Below are 13,664 nucleotides of genomic sequence, written 5' to 3'. Positions count from 1 at the left end.
TCTTCGGATGCCGTCTATCACGGCAGGAAGCTCATCACGCAAGTCGTACAAAAGCGTAAGCTATTACTAATACTGAGGTTTTTTATGAAAGAAAACATTCATCCTAAATTTGGTCCATGCGAAGTCATTTGCGCTTGCGGAAGCGTATATCAAACTCGCAGCACAAAAAATACATTAAAAATAGAAACTTGCAGCGTATGCCACCCATTTTGGACTGGTAAACACAAGGTTCTCGACACCGCAGGACGTATTGAACGCTTTAATCGTAAATACGCTTCTAAAACAGCGGGTCAAACAAGTAAGTAAAATTTACGCTTGCGTGTGCAATAAAATAGGGAGCATATCCATTAGTGGAGGCTCCCTTTTTGCATGTGCAACATAACAAAGTCTCTTTTTTTAAATCCTTTATCAATTCTGACTGGAATTTTATCTTATGATGCTTCAACTTGCTAAAATTGAACGTAGATTTCTTGAATTGGAAAATCTCCTTTCTCGTCCTGAAATTATTTCTAATAACAATGAATTTCGCAAACTCAGCAAAGAACGTGCAGAACTTGAGGAAACAGTTAGACTTTATAGAGAATTTAAAAAAATAGAAGAAGATACAAAGGCCACAGAGGAGCTCTATCAAGAGTCTACAGGCGAAATGCAAGATCTTGCTTTTGAAGAACTTAAAGAGCTTAAAAACCTCTATTCAGCGCTTGAAAAAACTCTTTCTATCCACTTACTCCCCAAAGACCCCAATGACTCCAAAAACATATTTCTTGAAATCCGCGCAGGAGCGGGTGGAGATGAGGCCAGCTTATTTGCTGGACAACTCTTTAGAGCTTATATGCGCTATGCAGAACGTAAAAAGTGGAAAGTAGAAATCATGTCGCTCAATGAAAATGAGCTAGGTGGAACAAAAGAAGTCATTGCTTTAATTGAAGGTGAGGGTGTTTACAGCATTTTAAAATATGAAAGTGGTGTGCACCGTGTACAAAGAGTGCCACAAACCGAAGCACAAGGACGTGTACACACTTCAACAATCACCGTCGCCGTTTTACCAGAGGCAGATGACGTGGATGTCACGATCAACGAAAATGAACTGCGCATTGACACCTACCGTGCCGGCGGCGCAGGGGGACAGCATGTTAATAGAACAGACTCTGCAGTTCGCATCACTCACATTCCTTCAGGCATTGTTGTTGCATGCCAAGATGAACGCTCACAAATAAAAAACCGCTCTAAAGCAATGAAAATTCTTCAGGCAAAACTCTTAGAAGCAGCTGAAATTGAAAAAGAAAAAGCCTTTTCTGAAGAACGTCGTTCCCAAGTAGGAAGAGGTGATAGAAGTGAACGCATTCGCACCTATAATTTCCCACAATCACGTGTGACAGACCACAGAATAAATCATACCATTCATTCAATAGATGCTTATATGGAAGGTGAAATTCAAGAAATGCTTGATTTATTACGTCAGCATTACCAAGCTGAAGCTTTAAAATTACAAGCCGAAGGCAATTAATATGCATGTTGAGCAAGAAAAAAAAGAACAACTTTGGACAGTTCGAGAAATTCTTAATTGGACAACGAAACGTTTTAATGAAAAGGAATTAGAAACTCCTCTTCTCGATGCTCAACTTCTTTTATGCAAGGTTCTCAATTTTACTAAGATTCAGCTTTATATTGAAATGGATAAACCCCTAAATGAGCAAGAAAAATCACAATTTCGCACACTCGTTAAAAGACGTTTAAGTGGAGAGCCTGTTGCATATATTTTAAATGAAAAATATTGGCATAATTTAAAATTATTTGTCGACAAAAGAGTTTTAATTCCTCGCCCAGAAACCGAATCTATACTCGATTTTATATTACAGAATAAAAAAAACTCTGACCCTAAAATTATACTCGATTTATGCACAGGTTCTGGTTGTCTTGCAATTGCACTTGCTAAAGAATTTCCTAATGCACAAGTCATTGGAGTAGATATTTCAAACGATGCATTAGCTGTTGCAAAAATAAATGCAGAACTCAACTCAGTAAATAATATTGAATGGCTCAATGCAGATGTAAGTCATATAAAAGTATTTCAAGAATTAAAATCTAAGTATAATGGTTTTGACATAATCGTTGCCAATCCTCCTTACGTAACAGAAAATGAGTGGCTTAAACTCACACCCACCGTTAAAGAATTTGAACCAAAATTAGCATTAGTTGCCTTGGATGAAGGATTAATTATTGGATTTAGTATTTTAAAAAATATTGAAGATTTTTCATTACTCAGTTCTCATGCTATCTTTGCCATGGAAATGGCAGATAAACAGCCGCAAAAATTAAAAAGTGAAATTACAAAAATCATTCAATACAATCATCCTGCATGGGACATACCAATCAATGAATGGTTCACTCTTTGTGATTGGGAAAGAAAAGAAAGATTTTTGCTTCATGTAGGTTCTTAAAGATAAGAATTATAAAAACTAATACCATTCTTAATTTAAGCTTGCTTAGGATTTTTTCCAATTGATGCTGGTATTAATGGAATAGATATCAGAGTTGCAATTCCAATTATACACCATGAAATACCCCAAGAATAATTTGTTATAAATATGGGTAGAACTAAAGGGGTTATAAATCCAGAAATAAATACGGATGTTCCTATCATTCCCAAAGCAGTACCAGCTCTTTCTGAGCCAGCTACAACTGCAATTTCGGTATAAGCAACTCCATGCCAAGCATTAGAAAGCAAACCGCTTGCAATAATGAATATTATAATAATTATGTTATAATTATCTGTTAATAATCCGATTGCAATGGTGCAAACACCTGAAAAAAGAGCGATTGATTTTATTACATTCCTTCTATTTTTAAATTTATCTGTATATTTACCGGCGCAGACACGAAGAATGGCACCACCAATTTGAATAAGTAATAAAATTAAAGAAATAGTAGATAAGCTTAAATTTTTATAATCATGAAGAAAAATCGCTGCAAAAGTTAAGATTGCCATCTGAGGCATTGCCAGAAGAGCGCTTGCAAAAGTAATTCTCCATACATCTTTCACTAGTAAAGGTGATTTCGTTTCTTTTTGTATTTCATTTATTACTATATTATTTTTTTCATAAAGCCAAAACCAAACGATAAACACACAAAGAAAACAAGATAGAGCTACGGATCCAAAAACATAACTAAAATTATAATTCTTTGCAAGCCAAGGTAAAATAACAGCCCCAAACGCACCTCCCATTGGGATTGCTGTTTGACGAATGCTCATTGCAAAACCTCGCTCATTATCACTGAACCAAGTCATAACAGCTCTACCGGAAGATGAATTTATACTTCCACCTAAAGCTCCGGCAAGAGTAAATGCGATTCCTAGCTGAAAATAACTTGGCATATAACTTTCATTTGGTACTAATAAAATTGCCATTAAAGCAAAAACTAATCCCATGGATGATAGACCAAATAAAAGGACTTTACGATCTCCATATTTGTCTGTTAATAATCCCCAAATCAGTTCTGATATTGCAACGCCTAAACCCATACATCCCAATACTAAACCAAGATGATAAATAGTTAAGTGATAGTCTCCTCTCATAAGAATGCCTGTTATTGGAATTCCCGCATATGCTAAAGAGAAAATTGCTTGCGCAATTACTCCTATTGTTAAGATAAACCATCTGTAATTTTTATTGATTATATTTCCATCACTTTTAGTAATCATTTACAACCTCATTCTTACATTTTTAAAAATGTTATTAAAAATTAATGTTAAAATAATTATAACATTCCTTAAAATTAGTGAATTTTAATATTTGAACATTAAAACTATTCTATTTCAAAAATTAAAAATTTTTTCTTTTAAAATATCTGCTTCTATTTTAAATGGCGTATTTATTGGTGAGGCAATATTAAAATAATTTAAGAATATCTCTACTTCCATGATTTATTTTAAGTGCTGTCTTATTTGAGAGGCAATATTAAAAATATTTAGGTATTTTTATAATACTTACAAATTCTAAGATATACCGAGGATCATCCCAAGGTGCAGGAATTATAAAATTTTCACTTACCGCTACAGATTTCCAATTATCTCCTATTTCTTTAACCGCTAAAAGATAAGAAAAATCATGTCCATATAACTTACTGCACTGAATTTTTAATCTTAAATAATCATGAGCTCCACCTGCAAAAATAAAATAATGAGTATCTGAAAAAAAGATATCCATTTTTTTCCAAGAACCATATATAACCTGAGGAAGCCAGTTGAATTGATATTTTTTATCCACGCAAAGTATATGAGCTTCATCAGAAAAAGCGGGGAAAGAAAATCCTATTGCTACTAAAATTAAAATTGCTTTATAATTTAACATTTTCATATAAAATCACCCTGTATCTATATAGAAGGACATTATTACATAAATACAAAATTTAAATTAGTTGGGCAAGTTTTTTTAATTATGTATCAACTAAAACCGAGTTCAAAGCAAAAAGATATTTTTTAAAATTAAATTTTTCATATCAAAGCTTCTTTCAATGCTTTTTTTCGCTCACTTAATATAAACCAAATAATAGTCATTGCAATAAAGAAAAGCACAACACTTAAAGAATGTAGAGGCATGATTTCAAAAACAGAAAGACTCAATATCAATATACCAAAAAATTGACCCAAATCTGCTACCAGTGATGTCACAAGAATGATCTGCCGTTTTAAATTTTGCTCACATTCATTAATGTTTATCCCCAATAATAAAGATAAGTAGAGGATATATAAACCCTGACAAAAAACCACTACCAAGACAAATAAAAAATCCTGAGATATATAAATTATTTGTATAAACTGTTAACCAAGGCATAAGAGCTGTTAGAAAGGTAGATATGCAGATTAGAATGAGACCTAATGAGTTACTTGATTTAAAATATTTTAAAATATGGGTTAAAAACCAATTTCCTAAAAAAAATCCAATCGGCTGAATGACAAGATTAATTTCTAAATTTTTTAATTGTTCTTGGGAATTCAAGACAGATCTAACATGAAAAGGGAATGCAATAATTAAAACTTTAAAAGCCGTTAGACTTAAAAGATAAAGAACAATCACCAATAATAATTTTGGCATTTGAAAGAAAAATTTAATGCCACCATACAGCGATGCCTTCGATGAATTTTGCGTACTGAATTTTGCGTACTAATACTTATCTCTTCTTTTTCTTTATGCGTAATAAAATAAATTACAAATGCAACAATAAAAAGAGCCATTGGAGTTAAAAATAAAACTGCAGAAAAAATAACTAGTTCTTGCATTCCACCCGCTATCATCCCAAGTCTAACACCAAACCAGCCTCCTAAAATTGTACCGATTGATATTAAAATTTGACTCCAAGAGGATCTCGTAGCTAACTCCTCAACTGAAAGATTTTGTGCTTTAAATTCGATGAGCCATATTTTACTTAAAGGTCTTAGGAAGGCGAGAACTCCTCCCTGTAAAAATCTTATAATTGCAATATTAGTCGGCTCAACAATCAATAGTGAGGCAAATGATAGTAAACTTACAACAATAATCGATATTATGAGTGAACTTTTAATTTTTAAGTTGCTAAGCACTTTTGCAGCTAAAACCGTCATCACTAAAGAACCACTGAAAAACCAGGCGTAGTTCATACTAATATCATTTATACTAGCTTTACGCGCTTGCATAAGCCAAGGCAACGCTACGATCATGAGTTGGATAGAATAGCGACTCAAAAATGAAGGCAAATAGAGCAAAATAAATTATAATAATCGGGCGAAGGAGTTTATTCCGCGTGTTATATACATTCTCTTTTCCTAATTTGAGTCAATTATTTAAATTTATTTTCACTTTTTGCATAAAATAATATGCAGAAATGATTAATATTAAATTTAATTTAATTTAAGGCCTAAAATTATTTAAAAAGAATGTCAATTCATAATGTATTATTTAATTTCACTCATAGCAATGAACCTTATTTTCTTACAAAAGACCTGTTTTTCTTATATAACAGTCTTCATAAACCTTACCTACATGTTTATTTACGCGTAAGGTATGCTCAAATTGGGTTCCTTCAAAATATACGTTAATTTTAAATCTTTCATCGAGAAGAAAATCTGGCAGAATACGCACAAGTGTATAGCTGATATCAAGTTCGCCAAGATTACTTAAATTATAAAATGAATCAGGGATATCGCTGATCAAATTGTAACTCAAGTCAAGCACACGCAATTTTGACAGAGTTGTCAATGATTCTGGAATTGTAGTAATTTCCCCATTTTGTAAACCAAAAAAACTTAAACATTTATTTTTTAATGTTTTTCTAGATTTTCCATTTAAATAAAGCTTTTCTAAATTTTTTAATTGAGCAATAGATTCGGGAATCATTTTAAGTTTATTTCGGTTTAAATTGAGAACAGTTAAGTTTGTTAAGCGAAAAAAGGAGTCTGGGATTTCAGTAATATTATTTTTACTTAAATCAAGAACTTTAAGACCTGTAAGATTGGCAAAGGAGTCAGAGATTATACTTATTTTATTATCTTGTAGCCAAAGTTCTCTTAAATTTTTAAAGTTACCTAAATAAGAAATATCTTCAATATTATTTTTATTAAGGTTGAGAAGCTCAACAGATTGAATGTTTATATCATGCGATTTAAAATATTCCTCAATATTTTTAATCTTTTTATTTGATAAATCAAGATTAATAATACTTTTTAAACATCTTTCTTCTTGAATTTCAGTATTTGAATTGCATGTATTATCCGCAAAAGATACAGAACTAAAACAGCTTAGCATTAGAATAGGAAAAAATATTTTCTTAGATTTTAAAATTTTAAGAAACATTAAAGTTACCTCATTGAACAGTTATATCATTAATTTATCACTAAAAATGACTTTTAATTAAATAATTTTTAGTTACTTTATTTACTCGATCATTTAAGTAACATTGTCAAATATATTTTTATTATAAATTTATAATATTATATTCTTATTGATATTTATTTTTATTTTATAAAAATATAACTTCTATTTATAAAAAATATTACTTTAATGTAAAATATCATATTGATTTTGTTTGATAAAGATAATACAAACACTCTAGACCCTGGATTGATTCAGAATCAACATTATTCAACAAAAGAGATACTTCTTATGATTTTAATGACCTGCAACAACATAGTGCATTCTATAAATTCAACACCCCTTTTAAATAATATTTCTCTTTCCCTCCATGACACCGATAAAACAGCTCTCGTAGGGAACAATGGGTGCGGTAAGTCAACCTTAATAAGACTGTTCGCAGATAAACAGAGTGTCGATAGTGGCGAAATCACTTGGCGACGCAACACACGTCTAGGAATTATCGAACAATTTGTTAGTGACGATATGCTTGAGTTAACAGTTTTAAGTGCAATAAAACAAAATGCATCTTCAAATATTCAAGAGTCCGATTGGGAACTGTCACTTCTACTCAATAAACTTGGCTTTGAAGAAGACTCCTTTGGCACAAAGGTAACAGCTTTAAGCGGTGGCTGGAAAAATCGCCTGCTTCTTGCAAGAGCTCTTGCTGCAGAACCAGATTTCCTATTACTGGATGAGCCAACAAACCATATGGATGTTGCGACGCTGCTTTTTTTTGAAGATTTTCTAAGAGAATTATCAATACCATACTTACTTATTAGTCACGATCGTGAATTTCTAGATACATGCACAAATCGTACACTTTTTTTACGTGACGGTAAAATTTTTGATTTTCCCTTTGCCTATTCGCAAGCTCGTCAAGCATTGTATGAATTGGATGAAGCAGATAAAGCACGGCGAAAAAGTGAATTAAAAGAAATAGATCGTATAACTGCTAGCGCAAAACAACTTGCTACTTGGGGAAAAATATATAGCAACGAAAAATTCTCACGTAGAGCAGAAAGTATGTTTAAACGCATCGAAAAAATGCGAGGAAATATAACTGAGATTGCAAGTATTGATAAAAGAAAACTGACAATTGAAACAAGTGAAACACGTGCGAAATATGCTGTTACATTTGAAAATACAATTATAAATATTTTAAATAATAAAATGTTAAAAACACTTTTCACTATAGAAAAACTATCTATCGCACGTGGTGATAGGGTTGTAATATTAGGAAAAAATGGATGCGGGAAAAGTGTTTTTTTGAAAAAACTTGCAGAACAATATAATAGTAATCACTCTAATGCAGACATTCGTTTTAATCCTCAGTGCACTCTTGGCTATTACGATCAAATGCTTGGAGGTATTTCACAATCTCTTTCTATTTTTAATATATTACGAGATATTTCAACTGGCTCAGATTTAAGTGTTAAGCAAAACTTAATAACAGCAGGCTTTCCAATTGAAGAGCATCATAAAACAAGTTTAGAACTCAGTGGCGGACAAAGAGCACGCTTACAAATGCTTCTTATTTCAACAATTAAACCTAATATTTTAATTCTTGATGAACCAACAAATCACATTGATATTGCAGGTTGTGAGGCACTTGAAAGCGAACTCTTATCTTCTAAAATAACTGTTTTCTTTTCCTCACACGATCGCCGCTTTATTACAAATATTGCTAATCGTTTTATCCTTGTTCATAAAGGAAAACTTCTTGAAATAAATAATCCAGATGAATATTATGCTATGGAACTCGAGGAAGAAGAAATACACAATGTGAATAAAAATAATACAAAATCAGAGTCAATTCATATTAATGCTGACTCAGAAGATAATATTTTACAAACATTAATTGCTATAGATCTAAAAATTACGGCCGAATTAAGACAAAAAGCGGGAAGGCAAAATCTAAAACTATTAAATGAATTGAAGACAAAAAAAGTAGAACTCGAAAAATTATTATAGAACCCAAAGTTTAACTTATTTTCTTTTTGGGTTTTATCTTAAATATTTCTTCAGACTTAATATACTCCACATCTGCAAGAAACATAAAATCATATCCTTCAATTTTTACAAAAATGCGAGTGCAATTTACTAAAGTTTTTATTGACTCTGAAGAAGTTTTTTCAGCAACCTGATTTTCACCCAAAACAATTACATTCCCTGAAGAAAGCTGTTTAAAAAACTCTTCCACTAATTCTATTTTTGGAACTGTAGGAAGCATTTGCTCAGGTAAAATTAAATTATTTAATAAAATCTCTTGGCTTGGTTTTTCCTCAAAAGAAAAAAATATCGCATTGTCCACTGACCAAGGCTCTACATATTCTCTCCTAAGTTGCGAACAATGTCCCACTGTTCCAATTTCTATAGAAATATCTCTTGCAAGACTTCTCACATAGGTCCCTTTGCCACAAAGAACTCTTAAAACCACAGATTTTTTTTCAAGGTCAGATGAAACCAATTCTAACTTTTCAATAAATACTAATCTTTTTTTAGTTTCTATTGAGTCTGGCAGTTTTCCAGTTGCACGCATATATTCATAGAGAGGTCTTCCATTCATTTTAAGTGCGCTATATACAGGTGGAATTTGTTCAACTTCACCAATAAATTGTGATAAAATATCTTTTATTTTAACGTCAAAATTCACTGGTACTTCGGCTTCGGCTATTGTTCTACCAGAATAATCAAGCGTATCTGTCTCAACGCCAAGGGAAATTGTAAATAGATATTGCTTTTTCCCATCCATGATTTCATCGGAAAGACGTGTGGAACCACCCACTAGAATAGGCAATAATCCAGTTGCAAACGGGTCAAGTGTCCCCAAATGCCCAACTTTATCCATTTTTAATATTTTTCTGATAGCAGAAACGACTGAATGACTTGTCAAGCCAGCAGCTTTATCGACAAGAATAAGTCCGCTCAGACTGCTACTTGTCAATATGGTCTCTCCAGCTAATTGATTAGAGCTCATATTTTTATTTTACTTATTATTTAGAAGAATTGTCTTTGTCTGAATTATTTTCAGTGCTGTTTTCTGTGTTCCGATTTGACTCGTCTTCACGTCTTTCATCACTGATTTTATTAATAAGCGCACCCATTTTTACAGCATGCTCAACACTGTCATCATAAAGAAATACGATATGGGGTGTGTAGCGAATTTGAAGAATTTTTCCAATTTCGCGTCTAATATAACCAGATGCTTGCTTCAAGCCCACTTCTGCAGATTTACGTTCCGTTTTATTACCCATAATCGAATAATAAATGCGCGCAATCTGCAGATCGGGTGTTAATTTTACAGAATTTAAAGTGATGCCACGCACTCGAGGGTCAGCAATCTCACCCCTTACGAACATCATTGCAATGTGTTCACGAATTTGTTCGCCGAGTTGTAACATACGTTTAGTAGCCATGATCTTCTCTTACCTCAGTTTAAAGTTGCTGCAATTTCTTCAACAACAAAGGCTTCGAGAACGTCTCCGACCTTAATATCGTTATAGTTTTCTACACCGATACCGCATTCAAAGCCTTGAGCAACTTCTTTGGCATCATCTTTAAATCTCTTTAAAGAACCAATACGACCAGTGTAAATAACAACACCATCACGAACAATACGAACATGAGAGTTACGTACAACCTTACCATCGGAAATCATACTACCAGCAATAACTCCAATTTTTGGTACAGAAAAAGTATTACGCACTTCTGCATGACCAATAATTTTATCAAGTTTAATAGGTGAAAGAGTTCCAACCATTGCAGCTTGAACAGATGCAATAAGTTCATAAATAATACTAAAACATTGAATTTTAATTCCTGCCTGTTCAGCAACTTGCGCTGCGACACGATCAGGACGAACATTAAATCCAACAATTAATGCATTCGAAGCCTTAGCGAGAATAACATCGGTTTCGGTGATTCCACCCACAGCAGAGTGAAGAATTTTAGTCTTCACTTTTGCAGTGTCTAGTTTTTGCACTGAATTTCTAATTGCTTCTGCAGAGCCATGCATATCAGCTTTAATAATTATTGAAACTTCTTTGGCTTTTTCTTCAGCTCCACCCATCATTGCTAAAAGTTCTTCCATAGAAGATCCGCGTTGATTTGCAAGTTCTTTTTGGCGTTGCTTTTCAATACGATAAGCAACAGCTTCTTTAGCAATGGCATCACTCACAACACAGTTAAATTGATCACCTGCAGCAGGAACTTCGCTTAAGCCAATAATTTCAACGGGCATAGAAGGATCAGCAACAATGATTTTATTACCACGATCATCACTCAATGCACGTACACGCCCCATTGAAGTTCCGACTACGATATAATCTTGTTGTTTAAGAGTTCCTTTAGTCACAATCACTGTTGCAACAGGACCTCTTGCCTTATCGAGTTTGGCTTCGATAACAATACCTTCTGCAAGGCTATCTTTTGTTGCTTTGAGATCAAGAACTTCAGCTTGTAACAAGATGCCTTCAATTAAGTCATTTAAACCTTGCCCTGTTTTAGCTGAAACCTGAATGAACATGGAGTCTCCACCCCATTCTTCAGGCATAACACCTTGATCGGATAATTCACGATTGATGCGTTCAAGGTTTGCACCTGGTTTATCTATCTTATTGATCGCAACAATAATTGGCACTTCTGCCGCTTTTGCGTGGGCAATCGCTTCGATTGTCTGTGGCATAACACCATCGTCAGCTGCAACAACCAACACAACAATGTCAGTTACCTGAGCACCTCGTGCACGCATTGACGTAAACGCTTCGTGACCAGGAGTGTCAAGGAAAGTTAACTTGTGACCTTTATGCTCAATTTGATATGCGCCTATGTGCTGAGTGATTCCACCCGCTTCTTTAGCAGCAACATTTGCTGAACGTAATGCATCAAGAAGTGAAGTTTTACCATGGTCAACGTGGCCCATAATTGTAACAATTGGAGGTCTTGCTAAAAGATTGTCTTCTTCATTTTTATCAGTTCTACGAGATAAAATATCTCCGATTGAAACACTTGAACTTTGCACTTCATAGCCAAATTCTTGCGCAACAAATGTGGCTGTATCAATATCAAGTTGCTGATTAATTGTTGCCATCATACCGAGTTTCATCAAAGTTTTGATAATTGCACTCGCTTTTTGACTTAATTCACCTGCTAAGTCGTTCACACTGATAGATTCATCAACACGAACAATCTTTTTAGAAGCTTTAGTTGGGTTAGCAATTTCAGCTTTTTTAATTTCTTTTTTACGAATTGCTGATGAGCTTTTTCTACGGTTTGGAATCATGGTACGAACAGTTGTTTTTTGTTCTCCACTTTCCCCTTCACCTTCAGCATAAATATCAAATTCTTCATCAACTTCATCAATACGACGTGTGCCTTTTGCACGCAAAAGACCATTTCTACGAGCATCTTCCTCGTCAGAAATTCTACGTTTTTCACGATCCTTATCTTTATCACGATCTTTTAAACGTGAAGGCACATCTTTAGCAGAAGCTGTTGGTGCTGCATCTGGTATTCCAAATGGAGGCCGGCCTCCTGAAGGTTGCGCTCCACCAGGTCTCGGTGAAAATCCACCTCGATCGCCACCAAAACCAGTTCCACCGCCTTGAGGTCTTGCTCCACCTGGCCCAGTTCTGAAACCTGCTTGGCCTTGACCATCTCTAGGCGCAAAGCCTCCACCTTGGGGACGATTGCCAACAGCTTGCCCACCCGCAGTTCCACCCGCACGCGCTTGAAAATCACGACCGCCCGTTTGAGGAGGTCTAGAGGGATCGCGTTGGCTAAAAGCTTGACCGCCTTGACCAGTTCTCCCAGCAGCATCACGTTGAGGATAGTTGCCACGTGGTGCATTGTTATCATCTCTGCGATATGAGTTTTGAGTAGTATAACTTGCAGTAGTATAACTTTGTGGTTTTACTTGTGGTTGAGGAGGAGTTGGCTCTGCTTTTCTTACAATAACAGCTCCACCTTCATTGGTGCGAGTTGTTGAAGTTGAAGAGCGAGGTGCACTTGTTGCAGCAGGAGGGGCTGAACGTACAATTTGAGCAGAAGTTGAGGATGTCGCATTTACAGGATTAGTGGTTTGTTGCACAGGATTTTTCTCGTCACTCTCTTGAGAGCGCACAGCTGATGCACTGACTTCGAAACTTTTGGACGCAGCATTCTGTGCATCTGCAGTTTTACCAGCACTTGCTTCTTGAGCTTCAGTGGAAGCGGCTTTTGACTCTCGATTTTCTAAGGTTGTTGATTGATTTTCCACATTTTCAGAGGAAATTTTGGAAACTTTTGAAATAGGTTGAGAAGCATCTATCTTTTCTACAGAGAGATTTTCACTCTGTGTAGCATTTGTAACTTCTTGAATTTTTTCTTTTGGAGTCACTTCTTCGAGTGCTTTCTCGACAGGAGCTGCCTTTTTAACAACTATAGGTTTGGTTGCTGTTGCTTTTTTAGTTGTTTGAGTCTCAATAGAACGACTCAGCGAAACGGCTTCTGTTTTTTGCGCAATTTCCTCGTTAGAATCTTGTGGTGTTTCCACTTTTCTACGAATAATAAGTTTATTAGCCGCCGCCTTTTGAGCGGCTTCCTTTTCAGGATTTTTTCCTGAACGATGAAATGCACGCAATTTAGCAGCCTCTGTTTCAGAGATTGCATTAAAATGGTTTTTTACCTGGATTCCGAGTTCTTGGAGCTTAATAATGGCTGCTTTGGTCTCAATCCCCAATTCTTTCGCCAAATCAAGTACTCTAATGCGACTCATCAAATGCAGCTCCCGATTAT

The 13,664-nt window shown here is 34.6% G+C and carries 12 protein-coding genes; 4 read left to right on the top strand and 8 right to left on the bottom strand.

Annotation, left to right across the window (positions count from 1 at the left end):
* Positions 1-84 precede the first annotated feature (84 nt).
* The 3 genes from rpmE (at position 85) to prmC (ending at position 2,441) form a co-directional block, all read left to right on the top strand.
* On the top strand, positions 85-306 hold the full coding sequence (gene rpmE / locus GCL57_RS12315; RefSeq protein ID WP_152213653.1) for a 50S ribosomal protein L31: 222 nt from the start codon (positions 85-87) through the stop codon (positions 304-306).
* A gap of 127 nt (positions 307-433) precedes the next feature.
* Positions 434-1,507 carry a peptide chain release factor 1 gene (prfA, locus tag GCL57_RS12310; protein WP_152213652.1) on the top strand — a complete coding sequence of 358 codons (1,074 nt, stop codon included), beginning with the start codon at positions 434-436 and terminating at the stop codon, positions 1,505-1,507.
* 1 nt (position 1,508) lies between these two features.
* Positions 1,509-2,441: a peptide chain release factor N(5)-glutamine methyltransferase gene (gene prmC, locus GCL57_RS12305; RefSeq protein ID WP_152213651.1), complete on the top strand. Its 933-nt coding sequence runs from the start codon at positions 1,509-1,511 to the stop codon at positions 2,439-2,441.
* A gap of 35 nt (positions 2,442-2,476) precedes the next feature.
* On the opposite strand, the gene GCL57_RS12300 is transcribed toward prmC, so the two are convergent.
* From GCL57_RS12300 to GCL57_RS12280, 5 genes are all read right to left on the bottom strand, one after another.
* On the bottom strand, positions 2,477-3,703 hold the full coding sequence (locus GCL57_RS12300) for an MFS transporter (RefSeq protein WP_152213650.1): 1,227 nt from the start codon (positions 3,701-3,703) through the stop codon (positions 2,477-2,479).
* A gap of 256 nt (positions 3,704-3,959) precedes the next feature.
* Complete coding sequence (locus GCL57_RS12295; RefSeq protein ID WP_152213649.1) at positions 3,960-4,358, bottom strand: hypothetical protein; 399 nt, start codon at positions 4,356-4,358, stop codon at positions 3,960-3,962.
* A gap of 351 nt (positions 4,359-4,709) precedes the next feature.
* The gene (locus GCL57_RS12290) at positions 4,710-5,000 is read right to left on the bottom strand and encodes a hypothetical protein (protein ID WP_152213648.1); all 291 of its coding nucleotides are present in this window, start codon (positions 4,998-5,000) and stop codon (positions 4,710-4,712) included.
* Positions 5,001-5,074: 74 nt separating this feature from the next.
* On the bottom strand, positions 5,075-5,722 hold the full coding sequence (locus GCL57_RS12285; RefSeq protein WP_152213647.1) for an MFS transporter: 648 nt from the start codon (positions 5,720-5,722) through the stop codon (positions 5,075-5,077).
* 247 nt (positions 5,723-5,969) lie between these two features.
* On the bottom strand, positions 5,970-6,830 hold the full coding sequence (locus tag GCL57_RS12280; protein WP_152213646.1) for a leucine-rich repeat domain-containing protein: 861 nt from the start codon (positions 6,828-6,830) through the stop codon (positions 5,970-5,972).
* A gap of 309 nt (positions 6,831-7,139) precedes the next feature.
* On the opposite strand from GCL57_RS12280, the gene GCL57_RS12275 reads away from it, so the two are divergent.
* Positions 7,140-8,861, top strand: a complete 1,722-nt coding sequence (locus tag GCL57_RS12275) for an ABC-F family ATP-binding cassette domain-containing protein (RefSeq protein ID WP_152213645.1) — start codon at positions 7,140-7,142, stop codon at positions 8,859-8,861.
* A 10-nt stretch (positions 8,862-8,871) separates the two neighbouring features.
* Here GCL57_RS12275 and truB read toward each other — a convergent pair whose 3' ends face one another.
* The 3 genes from truB to infB are packed head-to-tail and all read right to left on the bottom strand — an operon-like array spanning position 8,872 to position 13,644.
* A complete protein-coding gene (gene truB / locus GCL57_RS12270; RefSeq protein ID WP_161597744.1) occupies positions 8,872-9,834 on the bottom strand; it encodes a tRNA pseudouridine(55) synthase TruB in 963 nt (320 codons plus the stop codon).
* Between the two features lie 49 nt (positions 9,835-9,883).
* Positions 9,884-10,306, bottom strand: coding sequence for a 30S ribosome-binding factor RbfA (rbfA, locus tag GCL57_RS12265; protein WP_152213643.1), 423 nt, complete (start codon positions 10,304-10,306; stop codon positions 9,884-9,886).
* 14 nt (positions 10,307-10,320) lie between these two features.
* Positions 10,321-13,644, bottom strand: coding sequence for a translation initiation factor IF-2 (gene infB / locus GCL57_RS12260; protein WP_152213642.1), 3,324 nt, complete (start codon positions 13,642-13,644; stop codon positions 10,321-10,323).
* Positions 13,645-13,664: the final 20 nt, after the last annotated feature.

Source organism: Fluviispira multicolorata, from assembly GCF_009208585.1.
GTDB classification, from domain to species: domain Bacteria; phylum Bdellovibrionota_B; class Oligoflexia; order Silvanigrellales; family Silvanigrellaceae; genus Silvanigrella; species Silvanigrella multicolorata.
Note: the sequence above shows the minus strand (reverse complement) of the source record. Positions and strands in the feature narration are given on the sequence as shown.